12 protein-coding genes are annotated in these 17,573 nt (G+C 64.4%); 2 read left to right on the plus strand and 10 right to left on the minus strand.

Features of this window, described 5'->3' with window-relative positions:
* The first annotated feature begins 247 nt into the window (after positions 1-247).
* Complete coding sequence (locus tag JOF46_RS17870; protein ID WP_209908689.1) at positions 248-1,357, plus strand: IS110 family RNA-guided transposase; 1,110 nt, start codon at positions 248-250, stop codon at positions 1,355-1,357.
* Between the two features lie 363 nt (positions 1,358-1,720).
* Here the strand turns inward: JOF46_RS17870 and JOF46_RS17875 are convergent, their stop codons facing one another.
* From JOF46_RS17875 to rpsO, 6 genes are all read right to left on the minus strand, one after another.
* Entirely contained in the window at positions 1,721-3,295 is a 1,575-nt protein-coding gene (locus JOF46_RS17875; protein WP_209909618.1) for a phytoene desaturase family protein, read from the minus strand.
* A 186-nt stretch (positions 3,296-3,481) separates the two neighbouring features.
* Entirely contained in the window at positions 3,482-6,004 is a 2,523-nt protein-coding gene (locus JOF46_RS17880) for a polynucleotide kinase-phosphatase (RefSeq protein ID WP_209909621.1), read from the minus strand.
* The gene (locus JOF46_RS17885) at positions 6,001-7,419 is read right to left on the minus strand and encodes a 3' terminal RNA ribose 2'-O-methyltransferase Hen1 (RefSeq protein ID WP_209909624.1); all 1,419 of its coding nucleotides are present in this window, start codon (positions 7,417-7,419) and stop codon (positions 6,001-6,003) included. Before JOF46_RS17885 ends, JOF46_RS17880 begins: the two co-directional genes overlap by 4 nt.
* A gap of 136 nt (positions 7,420-7,555) precedes the next feature.
* Positions 7,556-7,837 (minus strand): HigA family addiction module antitoxin, encoded by a 282-nt coding sequence (locus JOF46_RS17890; protein ID WP_209909626.1) that lies wholly within the window; start codon positions 7,835-7,837, stop codon positions 7,556-7,558.
* A 12-nt stretch (positions 7,838-7,849) separates the two neighbouring features.
* Positions 7,850-8,128 (minus strand): type II toxin-antitoxin system RelE/ParE family toxin, encoded by a 279-nt coding sequence (locus JOF46_RS17895; protein ID WP_209909629.1) that lies wholly within the window; start codon positions 8,126-8,128, stop codon positions 7,850-7,852.
* Positions 8,129-8,493: 365 nt separating this feature from the next.
* Positions 8,494-8,763 carry a 30S ribosomal protein S15 gene (rpsO, locus tag JOF46_RS17900; RefSeq protein ID WP_113761258.1) on the minus strand — a complete coding sequence of 90 codons (270 nt, stop codon included), beginning with the start codon at positions 8,761-8,763 and terminating at the stop codon, positions 8,494-8,496.
* 351 nt (positions 8,764-9,114) lie between these two features.
* Between rpsO and JOF46_RS17905 the strand changes: the two genes are divergently transcribed.
* Entirely contained in the window at positions 9,115-10,275 is a 1,161-nt protein-coding gene (locus tag JOF46_RS17905) for a tellurite resistance/C4-dicarboxylate transporter family protein (protein ID WP_209909632.1), read from the plus strand.
* Between the two features lie 45 nt (positions 10,276-10,320).
* Here the strand turns inward: JOF46_RS17905 and narI are convergent, their stop codons facing one another.
* The 4 genes from narI to JOF46_RS17925 are packed head-to-tail and all read right to left on the minus strand — an operon-like array spanning position 10,321 to position 17,055.
* Entirely contained in the window at positions 10,321-11,067 is a 747-nt protein-coding gene (gene narI, locus JOF46_RS17910; RefSeq protein ID WP_209912012.1) for a respiratory nitrate reductase subunit gamma, read from the minus strand.
* A complete protein-coding gene (narJ, locus tag JOF46_RS17915) occupies positions 11,067-11,723 on the minus strand; it encodes a nitrate reductase molybdenum cofactor assembly chaperone (RefSeq protein ID WP_209909635.1) in 657 nt (218 codons plus the stop codon). The genes narI and narJ overlap by 1 nt, the downstream gene beginning before the upstream one ends.
* Positions 11,720-13,351, minus strand: coding sequence for a nitrate reductase subunit beta (gene narH / locus JOF46_RS17920; protein ID WP_209909638.1), 1,632 nt, complete (start codon positions 13,349-13,351; stop codon positions 11,720-11,722). Before narH ends, narJ begins: the two co-directional genes overlap by 4 nt.
* Positions 13,351-17,055, minus strand: a complete 3,705-nt coding sequence (locus tag JOF46_RS17925) for a nitrate reductase subunit alpha (RefSeq protein ID WP_209909641.1) — start codon at positions 17,053-17,055, stop codon at positions 13,351-13,353. Before JOF46_RS17925 ends, narH begins: the two co-directional genes overlap by 1 nt.
* Positions 17,056-17,573 lie beyond the last annotated feature (518 nt).

Raw genomic sequence — 17,573 nt, forward strand, 5'->3', positions numbered from 1 at the left:
ACTGCGGTGAACCTGCGGAGTTCACCAAAGATGCACAGGCCACAAACAGGGAGGCTTTGAACCCGGAGGGCAATCGGTGGAAATCTCCGGAAGGTCCCGCATGGCCTATGATTCCGCTAGACAATATGTAAGTGAGGCCGAAACCTCCGCTTCAAGCTTTCGTGGTTTGCCATGCGTTCGGGTCTTGGCCTTGCAGCCAAACCGCTGTGGAATGGTAGTGCCACATTGAAGGTTGGAGGTCCCGGCTATGTCCGAGCGTACCTATATCGGGCTCGATGTCCATGCCCGCAGCATCGTGGGATGCGCCCTGAACATCGACACCGGCGAATTGACCCGTTCACGTTTCGAGGACGACCTGCTGGGCACCGCGGAATGGGTACGGGGATTCGGCCCCGGGGTCCGGGTCGTCTACGAGGCCGGTCCCACCGGCTTCGGGCTGGCCCGGCACTTCCGGGCTGCCGGCATCGACTGCGTGATCGCCGCACCCTCGAAACTGCTGCGGGCCCCCGGAGACAAAATCAAGACGGATCGGCGCGACGCCAAAATTTTGGCGACCATGCTGGCGCTGGGCGAGGTCACCGAGGTCACGATCCCGGACCCCGGGCAGGAGGCCCTGCGGGACCTCTCCCGCGCCCGGCATGTCGCCTCGGCCGACAATGCGCATGCCAAGCAGCGGGTCAATGCGATCCTGCTGCGCCACGGCATCCTCTTCCAAGGCGGCAAGTCCCGCTGGACCCGGGAACACCTGAGGTGGCTGCACCAGCAGCACTTCGAGGACCCGGCGCTCGAGTTCGCCTTCCAGGAATCCCTGGCGCAGGAGGAGTCCATGTCCGTGCGGCTGAAGCGGATCGACAAGGAGGTGGCCCGCGTCGCCGCGGACTGCCGCTACACCGAGATCATCAATGCCCTGGCGTGCCTGCGCGGCATCAGCACCGTGGGTGCCTTCGGGCTGGCCACCGAGATCGGGGACTGGACCCGCTTCAACGGGGCCACCATCGGCTCCTATCTGGGCCTGGTTCCCTCGGAGCATTCCTCGGGCGAGACCCGCACCCAGGGGCGCATCACCAAGGCCGGAAACGCCTACGCCCGCCTCCTGCTGATCGAGGCCGCAACCGTGCACAAGCGCCCGTACCGCAGGCCCGGGATCCTGGAGCTGCGCCAGCTCGAGCTGGTGTCCCCGGCCACCGCCGCCCGCGCCCGGCAGGGCAACCAACGGCTCCATGCCCGCGCCGCGGCCCTCGAGGAACGCCACAAGATGCCGGCGAAGGCCAGGACCGCCATCGCCCGCGAACTTGCCGGCTGGTGCTGGTCCCTGGCCGCACCCCTGCAGGAAGGCCGCCCCATGGCAGGACGGTGACCCCAAGACGTGCCCCGGCGCGCGCACCCGGACGAGGCAACATGCGGAGCCAACACGAGAACCGACTATGGGCAGGCCCCCAAGCCGACGCCCGATCCTAGACGACGTCACGCTCCACTCGAATTCCTTGTCATGCGGTACCCAACCCGCGTTTGTCAGTCTGACCATGCCGTCGACCATGACCTGCCGAACCGGGCCCGACGCCACCGCCGGGGCATGGGAAAGGCGGCTCCCGGAAGCCAATGTCCCGGGAGCCGCCCACCTCTGTCACTTGACAAACCTTCTTACATATCAGTCGGTCCACGAGAAGGCATAAAAATTCCCCGGCTCCGAACAACGGGAACCGGGGAATCTCACGCAAACCTAGCCTGCCAATTCTTCCAGGACCGCCATGGCCGCGTTGTGGCCACCGATGCCGCTGACCCCTCCCCCACGCCGGGCACCGGCACCGCACAGAAGAATGTTCGGATGCTTGGTCTCGACACCCCAACGCTCGGCAGCCGTGTCACGCCTGGCGTCGTCTTCGAGGAATGGCCATTGCAGGGAACCATGGAAGATGTTGCCGCCGGGCATGTTGAGGGCATGTTCCAGGTCCAGCGTGGTCTTCGCTTCAATGCAGGGCTTGCCGGTGGCATCGTTGAGAATCAGGTCCTCGATCGGCTCGGCCAACACCGAGTTCAGCGAGGCCAGCACGGCAGCTTGAAGTTGGCTGCGCATGTCATCGTTGTTTTCCTCCGTGAGCCATCGGTCCGGGGTCTGGAGTCCGAAGACCGTGAGTGTCTGTGCGCCTGCGTCGATGAGTTCGGAGGAGAGAATGCTTGGGTCCGTCAGCGAGTGGCAGTAGATCTCGCACGGCAGCGGGTTCGGAATGGACCCCTGGACAGCTTCCTTGAAGGCGTCCTCGAGGCGGTCGTATCCCTCATTGATGTGGAAGGTTCCCCCAAAGGCCGCAGCTGCCGAGACTGACTCGTCACGCAGCCTGGGCAACCGGCGCAGCAGCAGGTTGACCTTGATCTGGGCCCCTTCCGGCCGGGGAATCCCAGCCGAGTCCCTTTCCCCAAGCAGTCCCTGCAGCACCCAGGGGGCCACGTTGGCCAAGACCCGTCGGCCTCCGACGACTGTCTCGCTACCCTCACGGCGATAGCGGACCTCGCCGTCGGCAGCGATCGAGGTGACTTCGGCTCCAGTGACCAGCGTTGCGCCGGCTTCCCGGGCGGCCCGCTCAAGCTCCCGGGAAACCACCCCCATGCCGCCAATGGGCAGCTCCCAGTCGCCTGTCTCATTGCCGACGACGTGGTAGAGGAAGCACCTGTTCGCATCCAGGGACGGGTCGTTCAGCGAGGTAAAGGTTCCGATCAATGCGTCGGTTGCGACGATGCCGCGCGCCAGATCGTTTTCAAACCGCCGGTCGAGGGCCTGGCCAAGTGGTGTTTCGATGAGTTCATCCCATAGGGATTCGTCGCCAAGCAGCTCCCGGGCCTCGGTGCGGCTGGGCAGCGGCTCGCAAAAGGTCGGAAAGAGTGCGCGTGCCAGCCGCGAGGTGTCTTCATAGAGGCATTCCATGGCCTTGAAGTCGGCCTCGGCACCGATGCTTCCGAACGAAGCACGGCTTGCCTCGGAGTCCTCGCGGTCAATGAGCAAGCCCCGCGCGGGATTTTCCGGGACCGGCGTGTAGGAAGAATACCGGCGGCTGGCCAACTCGATTTCCAGGCCCAGCTCGGAAATGATTCGAGCGGGCATCAGGCTGACCAAATAGGAATAGCGCGAAAGGTGGGCGTCGATCCCTTCAAATGCTGCTGCCGAAACCGCGGCCCCACCCAGCTGCTCTTCGCGTTCAAGCAGGAGCACGCTCTTGCCGGCTCGAGCCAGATAGGCCGCCGCGGTCAGTCCGTTGTGGCCGCCACCGACAATGACCGCGTCGTATTCGTTCTTGTCCATTTCTCCGTTAACCTCTCGGTCGAACTATCGTCTTGAAGTGGAGCAGGCATTTCACGGGAGCGCCACCGCGACAGCGCCAAATACCCGGACCCCGGTCATCTGCCGGGTGAAGTCCAACGGCGTGGCTCCGGTGTTGGCCAGGAGAAACGCAGGGCGCCGCCATCAAGGCCGGCTTCCCGCGTGCAGTTACAACCGAGGATCCAACGGCTCGGACTCCAGGGCCAGGACCCCGAAGACCATCTGGTGGACCTTCCACAACGGGGAACCCGCAGACGTCAGCCGCAGGGCCTCGAGTCCCAGGATGTACTCGTGCAGGGCGCGGTTGCGTTTCTTGTCCGTGGCACGCTGGCGCAGGCGTTCGAGGTTGCCTTCCTCCAGGTAGTCGGGCCCATAGATCAACCGCAGGTATTCCCTGCCGCGCACCTTGATGCCCGGCTGCACCCAGCCGCGCTTCGCTTTGGTGAGGTTCTGCCACGGCTTGACCACCATGCCCTCGGACCCGGCAACGGTAAGGGACTCCCACCTTTTCACGGCGGCTTCCACGTCCGAGTCCTGCTCCAGGTCCACGCGCAGGTGCCGGGTGTTGGCGAACAGTTCGGGCCCGGCAGCGACGAGCCTGCCGCTGATCTCCAAATGCCACCCGTGGTCCCGGGTCTCAAAGCTTTGTCCCTCGGCGGCGAGGACCTGGAAGGCGGCGAAGCGCAAGTCGTCGGCCGATCCGACATACCGCCGGTACGATTCCCGGAACGCCTTGGCGTTGGACTGGCGGGTCCGGGTGCGCGAGAGCAATCCCTGGACGTCAATGCCACCTGTTGCCGCCCGTTCGAGCGCCGCCACGGAAGCATCCGTCGCGGCAATGGCCGAGGCAGCCACCGAGGCATAGGTGTCCTTGATCAAGGGCTCCGCTTTCAATGACCACGGCATCAATTCGCCGTCGAGCATCAACCACTCGCTGCCCAACTCGTCCCACAGCCCGGCGCGTTCGACGGCTTCGTGGGCCTGCTTCAGCACCAGGTGTTCCTGCTCGCTGTCCAGGAATTGCCGACCGGTGCGGGTGTGCAGCGCACCCAGCCAACCATCGGGTGCCTCGAAGCGACCGGGGTCGCGGGCCAGCAGCATGACCGCACGGGAACCCATGTGTTTCTCCTCGCACACCAGCTGCGTGACGCCCTGGCGCCGGAAGTACTCGAACGCCTCCTGCGGGTGTTCCAGGTAGCCGGGCTGCGCCGAGGATTCGGCCGGGGACATGGTTGGCGGCAGGTAGCGCAGCCACCGCGGGTCGATGGCGAACCGGCTCATCGTTTCCAGTGCGCCGGCGGCCTGGGCCTCGTTGATCTTCACGGTGCCCAGGCCCTCGGCCTTCAGGAACCGCACGCCGGAGACATCCTCCATGGACAGCACACCGGGCTCGCGTTCCGGGCCGCGCGGGGATTGAAGCGGCCGCCCAGGTTCGCAGTACTTCCTGAGTGCCTGCACCTGGATGACCTCGCGTTCGGGATGGCGCATGGCACTGAGCGCTCCCCCGAACACGCAACCGGTATCAAGGCAGGCGGTGTTGTTGATCCAGGCCACTTCGGTGACCGGCGTGTGCCCGTAGAGCACCGCCGCATCCCCGCGGTATTCGTTGGCCCACGGGTGGCGCACCGGCATGCCGTAATCGTCGAGCTCGCCGGTCACCTGCCCGTAGAGGGCAAAGGCCCGCACCCGTCCGGAGGCGCGGCCGTGGTAGTTCTCCAGCAGTCCGGCATGGGCGATCACCAGTTTGCCGTCGTCCAGGACCAGGTGGGAAACCAATGAGTCGCAGAAGTCCGCGACCCTGCGTGCAAAGCCTTCTTCCTGGGCGGCCAGCTGCTCCATGGTTGCATCCAGCCCACCGGTCAGGGAAACCTTGCGCCCGCGCAGTGCGCGCACCAACTTGTCCTCGTGGTTTCCGGGCACGGACAGTGCATGGCCGTTGCCGACCATCCCCATGGCCAGGCGCAGCACACCGGCCGAGTCGGGTCCGCGGTCGACCAGGTCGCCCACGAAGATGACCCGCCGTCCCTCGGGGTGTTCGGCATCCACGGCACGGCCCTGTTCGTCGCGCACCACCACGTAGCCCAGGGACCCGAGCAGCATCAACAATTCGTCGAGACAGCCATGGACATCGCCGATCACGTCGAACGGACCGTGCTGGTCGCGGAAATCGTTGAGCAGCTTGTGGCGGTGGATCACCGCTTGCTCGATCTCATCCTCCGTGGAAAGCACGTGCACCCGGGCAAAGCCCTCCTTGCGCATGGAGCGCAGGGACTTCTTCAGCGCCCGGTGCTGGCGGTCGATCACCGCCGGCGCAACCGCTCCCCCGCCGCGCACCGCGTTGCGTTCCAGGCAGAGATTGACCGGCAGGTCCAGGACGATGGCCGAAACCAGGCAGTCCTGCGCCCTGGCCACCTCCACCAACTTTTCCCGGGCCGACTGCTGGACATTCGTGGCATCCACGACCGTGAGCAAGCCGGCCTCAAGGCGCTTGCCGGCAACGAAGTTCAGCGCCTCGAAGGCCGCCGGGGTCACCGACTGGTCGCTCGGGTCGTTGCCGACAAGCCCGCGGAACATGTCGCTGGAGAGCACCTCGAACCCACCGAAGTGCTTTGCCGCGAAGCTCGACTTGCCCGACCCAGATACGCCGACCAGCAACACCAGGCCAACCTCGGGAATCCTTATTTCACTCATGCTGCCGCCTTTCGGAAGATCGCCATCTGGGTGGGAGCACCGGCGCCTTCCGATTCCTCGCCCACGGGACGGTATTCGACTTCGTAGCCATGTCGCTCCGCGACTGCTTCCGCCCACCGGGAAAACTGGGCACGTGTCCATTCGAAGCGGTGATCCTCATGCCGCATGGTGCCCGCGGCCAGCGATAGGTACAAGTGGTTGTACTCCGCGTTCGGGGTCGTCACGATCACGCTGCGCGGTGCAGCCGCGGCAAAGATCGAATCCTCCAAGGCCGAAAGGCGGCTTGGCTCGATGTGCTCGATGACCTCCATCAGCACCACCGCGTCGAAGCCGGCGATCCGTTCGTCGCGGTACACAGCGGAGCTGTGCAGCAAGGTGATCCGGTCCTTGTCCACATCGGCGAGCTCGTCCAGGTTCATGGTGCGGGCAGCTTGTTCCAGCGACCGGGCCGACACATCGGTGCCCAGGATCCTGGTGAAGAACCTGTCCTTTCGCATCCGGTGCAGCAAGGCACCGGACCCGGAACCCACGTCGACAACCTGGTGGGCACCGCAATCCTTGAGCGCAGCCATCACAGCCTCCGCGCGCAGCACACGCAAGGGCTGCGGCGGTGTGCCATCGCGGGGACCTTGCACAACGGCTTCCCCGCCGGACACGGGGGTTTCCCCGTCGATCCGGGCATCGGCCGCTGCAACCAGGTCCCTTTGGTGGGCGAGGTATCGGTGGGAGATCAGGGCACGCTCGGGGTGCTCGGGCAGCCAGCCCTCGCCCTGGCGCACCAGCTTCTCGGCTTCGTCGTCATTGACCCAATAGTGCTTGGAATCATCCAGCACCGGGAGCAGGACGTAGAGCTGTCGCAGGGCCAGATGCAGGGGCACCGTGCCGGTAAGCACCAGGTGGCTGTAGCGGGAGTCTTCCCACAAAGGGTAGGCCTCGTCCAGGGCTATGGGCCGCTGCTCGATTACCCAGCCCAGCGGGGCGAACAGCCGTTGGACCAGGTCGTGCCCGTCGCGGCCGCGGGTGGAGATCACCGGCACTTCGAGGCGCAGCGGCAACGGGGCGATGGCCAGTTCCGGATATGTCTCGCTGATGGGCAGCATGGCGCTGCGCAGCACCTTGCCCAGGGCCACGGCCAACAGGCTGGAGGCCGCGTACGGCCGGTCGTTGATGTAGTAGTCAAGGACCCCGTTGTCGCCGCGGAAGCGCTTGCTGCGGACCAAACCAATGGCGTCGACCTCCAGCAGCAGCGCCGCGGTGGTCCGCTGCGGTGAGTACTCCGGGTAGAACACGTGGGCATTGCCGACCGGCAGCTCAAAGGTCTGCAGGCGCCCGGGGTGCTTGCGCAGCAGGTGGGAGAGGGCCGTGGCATCGATTTGGGAGCCGGTCTCCGGCTCGAGAGTGATGGTGATCAGCAACGTCTCTCCTTCAAGTGCTCCTGGCAATCAAACGCTTACTAGGCCTTTTGAAGAACACTACGCTAGGGCTCACGTTGCGGCGTGCTCAGAAACAGAGTGCCGCCGCATTCGACGATGCATTACTTCACTCTTCTGGTTAGGCAGCGTTGAGCGGCTTCACGTCGTGTGTCTTGCCGTCGAGTTCCCGGGCGAGGTCGTAATTCGTCTGCATGGCAAGCCATCCCCGGGCAGTCCCAACTCCGGCCAATTCCAGCCGCACAGCCAAGTTCGGGCTGATGCCGGCTCGCCCGTTGACGACCCGGCTCAGAGTCACGCGCGAAACACCCAGCCTGAGCGCAGCCTCCACGACAGTGAGACCTAGCTCGGCGAGCACATCTTCACGAATGATGTCACCGGGGTGTGGAGGGGCCTTCATCATGGTGCAATTCCTTCAGTGGTAGTCCTGGTAGTCAACGAGTTCAACATCTTGCCCGATAAATCGAAACGTCTCGCGCCAGTTTCCGTTGACCCATATCGATGGGTACCCGGCAAGGTCACCCTTCAGTTCATGCGTGCGAAAGGCGGGGATGGCAAGGTCAGCCGGTCTTTGCGCAATGTCGAGCGCTCCCAAGATTCTGGTGAGCTTCGCGGCATGGGCTGGTTGAACGCCCCGCTTTGAATTCTCGCGATAGAGCGCTTCCAACCCCTTGTGCCGGAAACTGACGATCATCAACTTACTGTATCGCGTATCGTCTCACGATACAATGTTGGGTTGCGCGGATCCGAAGGAAGCTGCAGGGGTCATCGCCACAGACGTTTCAAGCAGAGGCGGGGGCTCCAAAGCGCACAAATGAACTGGTTCCCGAAAGTATGGATCTGAATTATTCAGTCCAACTTTCGGGGAGCAGTTCATATGCCGTCGAGGCGGTGGAACACGGCTGGTCCGGGAGCGTCCTGATAAACCGCGTCCAGCCGATGATTCCGTGGCCCCGAGTTGCCGCGCCGCCAGATGCTTCGCGACCATCGGCATAAGGGCATAAGGGCATAAAAATTCCCCGGCACCCTGTGAAGGGAACCGGGGAATCTCAATCAAACCTAGCGACGCAGGCCGAGGCGCTCGATCAGCGTACGGTAGCGCTCGATGTCGGTGCCCTTGAGGTACGCAAGCATGCGACGACGACGACCAACCAGGGCCATCAGGCCGCGGCGGGTGTGGTGGTCATGCTTGTGCATCTTCAGGTGCTCCGTCAGATCCAGGATGCGACGTGACATCACGGCAATCTGGACCTCCGGCGAACCGGTATCGCCTTCGCTGGTGGCGTAGGCCTTCATGATTTCCTGCTTGATAGCGGCGTCTAATGCCACAATAACTCCTAGAGTTGTACCGCGTTTCAAAAACACCGTCACCGGCAGGTGCACTCGCAACCGCGGACTGCAGCGGGCACCGCAGAAAAGTCTACCAAGAACTTGGCCCTTCGCGGCACGCCCCGAGACGCAACGCACATGCACCGCGGTCTACAGGTACCTGTTCACACCACGCAATTGCGTGCGCTGATACGGGCGTTTCCTGTCGACGTGCCTGGCTTCTCTGGCCATAGGACTCTTGGATGCCTAGGGTGAAGGCATGGAGGCAAGGCCAAGTGGTCCAGAAGCCGACGATCGGGCCGCATCCGAGCCCAAGAGTTGGAGCGTGGTTCCTGCGCGGGAAATTGCCTTATGCCTACCTTCCGTTGGCCGGGTGCCGTAGCCTTGCTGGCCCCCGACGAATTCAGCGAAGGACAGCTCAACCCAGCCAATGCCCCGATCCCCGGTGTTGAAAAACCATCGGGAGGTTTGATCGCCAACCTTCCGCCGGCTTCCTTTTCCTTCGTGATGGCCACCGGAATAGTCTCGACCGGCTTGGATCTCTACGGGGCACCGTTGCCGGCATTGGTGCTGTTCATCATTGCCGTGCTCGCCGGCATCGTGCTCGCCGCAGCGACCACACTGCGATTGATCGGGACATTCGGCAGGGTGGCGCGCGATATCCGCAGTCCCGGTCGCGCCTTCGGATTCTTCACGATCGTCGCCGCAGCCAACGTGCTTGGCGCAAGATTTGAGATGTACGGCTGGATCACGACGGCCTTGGCCATGGCCGTCGTGGGTGCCGTCGTGTGGGTCGTGCTCAACTACACGCTGCCAACGGAGTTGCTTGTCGCGGAGCGCAAGATCCCCATCATCGCGGAAATCAACGGAAGCTGGTTCCTGTGGGTGGTGGGAACCCAGTCCGTTGCCGTGGCAGCAGCCATGGTGGCCCGCTTGGGCGGATCGGAGCTGCTGGCCGCCGCCGCTGTCGGGCTGTGGGGAGTCGGCGTGATGCTATACCTGATCGTCGCCACCCTCGTCACGATACGGTTGCTCACCCACCCCGTGGACCCGGCATCCCTGAGCCCCACCTACTGGATCTACATGGGTGCCACGGCCATCTCGGTGCTGGCAGGTTCCCGGATCCTGCAGCTGCCCGAACGGATGCCCATCATGGAAACCGCGGCGCCGGCCGTTGCCGGAATCAGCTTCATCCTGTGGGCCCTGGGCCTGTGGTGGATCCCGCTGTTGCTGCTCTTCGGGATCTGGCGGCACGTGCTGCGGCACCGGCCGTTGCGCTATGAAATCAGTCTGTGGAGCATTGTCTTCCCGCTGGGCATGTATGCCAGCGCCAGCATGCTCTTTGGCACTGTCGAGGACCTGGACTTCATGGTGGAGATTGGCCGAATCATCATTTGGGTGGCGCTGCTCGCCTGGCTGGCATCCTCCCTCGCCATGGCCCATGCGGCAATCACTTGGCTACTCCGCCGCCGGAACCTCCGTGGAACGCAATCGGGACCGTCCACGCCCTGAAATCGCCGCTCCGATTCCGGAAACACGGCATGGTCCGCGCACCGCTCACTTGGGGCGGCGCGGGATCGTATCGATCTTGTCCCAGCCGCGCCGGTGCGCGCGCGACCCCTCGTGGGCGTCACGGCTTCGATACAGCACATAGGGGCGGAAGAAGTAGCCCACCGGCGCGGTGAACACGTGCACCAGGCGGGTGAAGGGCCACAGCGCGAACAGCGCAATGGCGGCAATCGCGTGGAACTGGAAGCTCAGCGGGGCGCCAACCATCAACTCCGGCTGCGGGTTGAAGTAGAAGATGCTGCGGAACCAGACCGACACCCCTTCCCGGTAGTTGTAGTGCCCCACCACCCCGGAGGCGGTGTTCACCAGTCCGCCCAGGATCACGATTCCGAGCACCAGGTACATGATCTTGTCCATCACGGTGGTTGCCCCCATCACCGCCTTGGTGAAGCGGCGCCGGTAAAGCAGTCCAATGAATCCCACAATGGTGAAGACCCCGGCAACGGCACCCACCGAGATCGCCATGAAGTGGTATGCCCCATCCGAAATGCCCGCGGCATCCGTCCAGCTCTTGGGGATGCCAAGTCCCATGACATGGCCGAGGAAGACGGCCAGGATGCCAAAGTGGAACATCGGGTTGGCCCAGCGCAGGATGCTGCTCTCGTACATCTGGCTCGAGCGCGAGGTCCATCCGAATTTGTCATAGCGGTAGCGCCAGATATGCCCCAGGACAAAGACCGTCAGGCAGATGTAGGGGAAAATCAGCCACAGGAATACTTCCCATCCGTTGTCCATCATGCGCCTCCCTGAATCGGTGCCAAGTCCGGCATTCCATAGGTGTCCAGTCCAACCTGTTCGTCCGCGGGCCCCTCGGCAATCAGCCGCGCCACGATTTCGTGGTCCTTGCCCTTTAGCAGCGGGAGGGTGGAACAGACCGATTCGACCGCACCGGACCATGGCGAGCCGGTTTCGCGCAGGTGAAGGCGCAGCAGCTCCAGGCCGGCCCGGTTGTCCAGAATGATCTTCAGGCCTGCCTTGGCATCGGTGAGCGCGCCGAATTCCAGGACCACGCACAGGTGGTCCGGCAGCTGCTCCGGGGCCAGCTCCAGGCCGGCCCGGGCGTAGACCTGCTTGATGCGAAGCAGCGCCAACCCCCGCTTCCTGGTCTCGCCGTTGGAGAAATAGGTCAGGAACAGGCAGCCGCGCCGACGGGTGTCGAAGGTGTCGACGTATTGGCTCTGGGTGTCCGCCACCCCGGGCCGGCGCAGGTATTGGATCGTTTCGAGCAAACCCGTACCGATCCTGGCAGGCAGGGACGCGGCGACCTCCTCGAGCAGGTCCAGGCGCGAGAACAGCAGCTCGTCGGGATAGTCCAGCAGGATGGAGGCGCACTGCCAGGCCGCGGTGACTTCCTCCGGGGTGTACTTCAGGGCCGGCACCTTGGGCGTCACGGGGTGCCTCCCGGTGCCGGCGGCGTGCCGGGGAACAACCCGGTGGGCGTGCCCTGGCCGTTCCAGTTCAGCAGGTTGATGCGCACCCCTGCGGGACGGCCCGGGACATCCGGTCCCTGGCCGGCCGGGTCGGACCCAAAGGAATCATCCATGCCACCCATGCCGCCCATGCCCGGTCCTCCCTCGACATTCAGCGAGCAGTCCGTGGCGATGTTCTCCAACTTGTGGGCGTCCTCGTAGTGGGCCGCCGGGATCACGTAGCGCTCCTCGTACTTGGCGATGGCCAGCAGCCGGTACATGTCCCGGATCTGCTGCCCGGTCATCCCCACCGATTCGGCGATGGACTCGTCAGGTTCCCATCCCATGTTGATGTCGCGCATGTAGGAGCGCATGGCCGCAAGCTTGTGCAGCACCCGGTCCACCGGCACCGTGTCCCCCGCGGTGAAGAGCCCGGCCAGGTACTCGATCGGGATCCGCAGCTTGTCGATGGCGGCAAACAGGTTGTCCTGGTGCTCCGGATCTTCCCCGGTCGCCCCGACCGCATCCACGACCGGGGACAGCGGTGGGATGTACCAAACCATCGGCATCGTGCGGTACTCGGGGTGCAGCGGCAGTGCCACCTTGTATTCGTTGATCAGGGCCCAGATCGGCGAGCGCTGGGCCGCTTCCACCCAATCGTCCGGAATGCCGGCCAGCCTCGCTTCGCGAATGACCTCCGGATCCCGGGGATCCAGGAACACGTTGCGCTGGGCCTCGTAGAGGCCGTGCTCGTCGGTCGTGGACGCCGCCTCCAACACCTTGTCGGCGTCGTAGAGCATCAGACCGAGGTAGCGCAGGCGGCCCACGCAGGTCTCCGAGCAGATGGTGGGTTGGCCGATCTCGATGCGCGGGTAGCAGAAGGTGCACTTCTCGACCTTGCCGGTCTTGTGGTTGAAATACATCTTCTTGTACGGGCAACCGCCCACGCACTGGCGCCAGCCGCGGCAGCGGTCCTGGTCCACCAGCACGATCCCGTCTTCCTCGCGCTTGTAGATGGCCCCCGTGGGGCAGGAAGCCACACAGGAGGGGTTCAGGCAGTGCTCGCAGATGCGCGGCAGGTAGAACATGAAGGTCTGTTCGTATTCGAACTTGATCTTGTCCCCGACCTGCTTCAGGATCGGGTCGTTGTGCGTGTTCTGCGTCGACCCGGCCAGGTCGTCGTCCCAGTTCGAGGACCAGGTGATCTTGGTGTCCTGCCCGGTCAGCAGCGACTTGGGCCGTGCCACCGGCATGTGCTTCTGGGCCGGGGCGGTGGTCAGGTTGTCGTAGTCGTAGGTCCACGGCTCGTAGTAGTCCTTGATACCCGGCAGGTTGGGGGCCGCGAAGATGGTCATGAGGTTCTTCAGCCGTCCCCCGGCCTTGAGCTTGATCCGCCCGCGCTTGGTCAGCGTCCAGCCGCCCTTCCACTTGTCCTGGTCCTCGTAGGTGCGCGGGTATCCCTGCCCGGGCCGGGTTTCCACGTTGTTGAACCAGACGTGCTCGGCTCCGGACCTGTTGGTCCAGACCTGCTTGCAGGTGACCGAACAGGTGTGGCAACCGATGCACTTGTCCAGGTTCATCACCATGGCCATCTGTGACATGACACGCATCAATACTCCACCTTCTGGCTGCGGCGGCGGATCACGGTGACCTCGTCGCGTTGGTTTCCCGTGGGCCCCATGTAGTTGAAGGCGTAGGTCTGCTGGGCGTAGCCGCCAATCATGTGCGTGGGCTTGATCATCAGCCGGGTCAACGAGTTGTGGTTGCCGCCCCGTTGGCCGCTGGTCTCCGATAGCGGCATGTCGATCAGCCGGTCCTGGGAGTGGTACATGTAGACGGTTCCCTCGGGCATCCGGTGCGAGACGATGGCCCGGGCGGTGACGGTGCCGTTGCGGTTGACCGCCTCGATCCATTCGTTGTCCTGCACCCCGATCTTTGCCGCATCGATCGGGCTCATCCAGATCCCCGGCCCGCCCCGGAACAGCGAGAGCATCAGCAGGTTGTCCTGGTATTCGGAGTGGATGGACCATTTGTTGTGCGGGGTCAGGTACCGCACGGTGACGCCCGCCGACGACGTGGAGCCGATCTCCGGTTCATCGAACAGCGCGGTCATGTCCAGGGGAGGGCGGAAGGTGGGCAGCGACTCGCCCAGTTCGGTCATCCAGTCGTGGTCCAGGTAGAAGTGCATCCGCCCGGTGAGCGTGTGCCAGGGCTTGAGCCGCTCGACGTTGATGGTGAACGGGGAGTACCGCCGTCCCCCGGATTCGGAGCCCGACCATTCCGGCGAGGTGATCACCGGCACCGGCCCGCGCTGGGTGTCGGCAAAGGTGATGCGCTTGCCCTCGTGTTCCGAGGCCAGGTCGTGCAGCCTGGTGCCGGTGCGCTTCTCCAGCGTCTTGAAGCCCTCGGTCGCCAGGCGCCCGTTGGTGGTGCCGGAGAGCATCAGGATCATCTCGCAGGCCTGGAAGTCCTTGAGGATGTCCGGGCGCCCGTGGGCCACACCTCCGCGCACGACACCGTTCTTCTTCTTCAGTTCCTCGATCTCGGGGCCCAGCTCAAAGGTGATGCCCTTGGTGGTGGCACCCAGGGTGTCCAACAGGGGCCCGACCGATCGCATCTTCTCGCCGATCGCGGTGTAGTCCCGCTCGACCTCGATGATCTTGGGCATGGTGACGCCCGGCTCGGGCTCGCATTCGCCATATTTCCAGTCCCTGACCTTCCCGTGCGGAACCGCCATCGCGTCGGGGGTGTCGTGGGTCAGCGGTGCGGCAACCACGTCGGTCTGCGTGCCCAGGTGGCGTTCGGCCAGCTTGCTGAAGACCCGGGAGATCTCCTGCCACGCATCCCAGTCGGTGCGCGCGAGCCAGGGCGGAGAAATGGCGGGGTTGAAGGAGTTCACGAACGGGTGCATGTCCGTGGTGGACAGATCGTATTTCTCATACCAGGTCGCCGCCGGCAGCACGATATCCGAGTGCAGGGTCGAACTGGTCATCCGGAAATCAAGCGTGGTCAGCAAGTCAAGCTTGCCGATCGGTGCCTCCTGGTGCCATTTCACGTCCTTGGGCCGGAAACGCTCGGCCGTTTCCTTCGCAGTGATGGTGTGCGAGGCCCCCAAAAGGTGGTTGAGGAAGTACTCGTTGCCCTTGGCCGAGGAACCGATCAGGTTCGAGCGCCACAGCGAAAGCACCCGGGGAAAATTCTCCGGGGCGTCGGGGTCCTCCGCGGCGAAGGACAGGCGCCCGGCCTTGAGCTCCTCGACCACGTAGTCCGCAGCGGTTTGCCCCTTTTCCCGGGCCTGGGCGCCGATGACCAGCGGGTTGCGGTCAAAGGTGGGATAGGAAGGCATCCAGCCCAGGCGTGCGGACTGGGCGATGACGTCGGCGGTCGTCTTGCCGGCCAGCTGGCCCTTGCCGGTACGGGCGGTGAGCGCGTCCGCGCCGAACTGGTCGTAGCGGAATTGGTCGGTGTGCAGGTACCAATAAGCGGTCTGCACCATGTTCCGCGCCGGACGCATCCAATCCAGGGCGTTGGCCAGCTGCGTGTATCCGGTCAGCGGACGGACCTTTTCCTGGCCCACGTAGTGGGCCCAGCCCCCGCCGTTGACTCCTTGGCATCCGGTGACCGTGGTCATGGTCAAGAAGGTGCGGTAGATGGTGTCCGAGTGGAACCAGTGGTTGGTTCCGGCACCCATCAGGATCATGGACCGGCCCTTGGAGTCCTCCGCATTTTGCGCGAACTCGCGGCCGATCCGCTCGGCCGCAGCCGCCGGGACCCCGGTGATCTTTTCCTGCCAGGCCGGGGTGTACGGGGAGTCGGCGTCGTCGTAGCCGGTGGGCCACTGCCCCGGAAGCCCGGGGCGTCCCACCCCGTATTGGGCCAGCAGCAAGTCAAAGACGGTGGTCACCAGCCGGCCGGCGACCCGGCGTGCCGGAACCCCGCGGCGGATGACCCCGATGTTGCCCTGCCCGGCGTCGAAGCGCGGCATGTCCACACTCACGTTTTCATCGGCGTTGTCGAGCAGCGTGAGCCTCGGGTCGATGTCCCCCAAGTCCAGGTTCCACTTGCCCACGCCCGTTTCGCCGTAGCGATGGCCCAGGGTGCCCGGGGGCACCACCAGGGAATCGGTCGCCGCATCCACGAGCACCGCCTTGAAGGCCGCGTTTTCCTCTTCATGGGCGATTTCCGTGGTCAGGTCCTCTGCGGTGAGGAACTTTCCGGCGGTGAAGGTGCGCGCCCCGTCCGCGTCTTGCGCTTCGTCCAGGATGACCAGGAACGGCAGGTCGGTATATTTCTTCACGTACCCGGTGAAGTAGGGGGTCTGCCGCTCGACATGGAATTCCTTGAGGATCACATGCCCCATGGCCATCGCCAGGGCGCCGTCGGTGCCCGGCTCGGCGGCCAGCCATTCATCGGCAAACTTGGTGCTGTCGGCAAAGTCGGGAGACACCACGACCACTTTTTGCCCCCGGTAACGCGCCTCTGTCATCCAGTGGGCGTCGGGGGTCCGGGTCACCGGAACATTGGAGCCCCACATCATGAGGTATCCGGCATCCCACCAGTCCCCCGATTCGGGCACATCGGTCTGGTCGCCGAAAACCTGCGGGGAGGCGATTGGCATGTCGGCGTACCAGTCGTAGAAGCTCAGCATCGAGCCGCCGATCAGGTTCACGAACCGGGCCCCGGAAGCGTGGGAGACCATCGACATGGCCGGGATCGGCGAGAAACCTGCCACCCGGTCCGGCCCCCACTTGCGGATGGTGTGCACATGCGCGGCGGCGACGATCTCGACCGCCTCGTCCCAGCTGGCACGCACCAGTCCACCCTTGCCGCGGGCCTGCTTGTACCTCTGCGCGCGTTCCGGGTCCTCGGTGACATCCGCCCAGGCCAGCACCGGGTCCACCAGGCGCGACTTGGCTTCCCGGTACATCTCCAGCAACACCCCGCGGATGTATGGATAACGCGTGCGGGTCGGCGAGTAGGTGTACCAGGAGAAGGAAGCACCGCGCGGACAGCCGCGCGGCTCGTATTCCGGCTTGTCGGGCCCGGTGGTTGGGTAATCGACGGCCTGGGTTTCCCAGGTGATGATGCCGTCCTTGACGTACACGTTCCACGAGCAGGAGCCGGTGCAGTTCACCCCATGGGTCGAGCGGACCACCTTGTCGTGGCTCCAGCGATCCCGGTAGAACGCGTCCCCGCTACGCCCGCCGACTTTGAGCAGGGTGCGTCCGTCGGGGGACACCGCCTCCTTGCTGGTAAAAAACCTTCGGGTTTTGATCAAGGCATCTGTCAAGCCGGAATTCATACTGGTGCCCATGATGATCCTTCTCCCCCGGTGCAAGAACGCCGGAATCAATCAATGCATATGCCCGAACCCAAATGGCAATTACCGGTGTGACCGGGCCCAGAACCTCGAAGTCCCCTCACGGTAACACGGAAGGATTGAGACCACCATCACACCCCCTGCCGATGCCCGGGGCATCCGCTTGCGGATCCGGCGGCGAAACGCTCCGCCGCACGGGAAACCGGCGGCGTCATGCAGGCCAGGTCTCCGGGGCTGCGTGACGCGGTGATCCCCACCCGTGCCAAGCCCCCGGCGGTGCACCCTCGCTCGCCACGCATAAAGGCCCAGACCACCAACATCTCGGCTCACCGAGAGACACTCCCGCTGGATCGAAACCGAACCGAATTCAAGGAATCCGAAGCGCCACAGGCACCGGTGTTTCTGGAGAAGGATCGAGCGTCGCCTATTCGGTACCTGTCGGCTGGGGCCCGCGCCGAGCAGCGCACTTTAGGAAGATCACGATCGCGGCGAGCACGACAAAGAGTCCACCT

The organism is Paeniglutamicibacter psychrophenolicus, from assembly GCF_017876575.1.
In the GTDB taxonomy this organism is placed as follows: Bacteria; Actinomycetota; Actinomycetes; order Actinomycetales; family Micrococcaceae; genus Paeniglutamicibacter; species Paeniglutamicibacter psychrophenolicus.

Bases quoted from the DNA above. Each gene is read 5' to 3' on its own strand.
- JOF46_RS17880 (WP_209909621.1), bottom strand. From the start codon at position 6,004: ATGAGTGAAATAAGGATTCCCGAGGTTGGCCTGGTGTTGCTGGTCGGC.
- JOF46_RS17925 (WP_209909641.1), bottom strand. From the start codon at position 17,055: ATGGGCACCAGTATGAATTCCGGCTTGACAGATGCCTTGATCAAAACC.
- JOF46_RS17895 (WP_209909629.1), bottom strand. From the start codon at position 8,128: ATGATCGTCAGTTTCCGGCACAAGGGGTTGGAAGCGCTCTATCGCGAG.
- JOF46_RS17905 (WP_209909632.1), top strand. From the start codon at position 9,115: ATGCCTACCTTCCGTTGGCCGGGTGCCGTAGCCTTGCTGGCCCCCGAC.
- JOF46_RS17875 (WP_209909618.1), bottom strand. From the start codon at position 3,295: ATGGACAAGAACGAATACGACGCGGTCATTGTCGGTGGCGGCCACAAC.
- JOF46_RS17890 (WP_209909626.1), bottom strand. From the start codon at position 7,837: ATGATGAAGGCCCCTCCACACCCCGGTGACATCATTCGTGAAGATGTG.
- JOF46_RS17870 (WP_209908689.1), top strand. From the start codon at position 248: ATGTCCGAGCGTACCTATATCGGGCTCGATGTCCATGCCCGCAGCATC.
- narH (WP_209909638.1), bottom strand. From the start codon at position 13,351: ATGCGTGTCATGTCACAGATGGCCATGGTGATGAACCTGGACAAGTGC.
- narI (WP_209912012.1), bottom strand. From the start codon at position 11,067: ATGGACAACGGATGGGAAGTATTCCTGTGGCTGATTTTCCCCTACATC.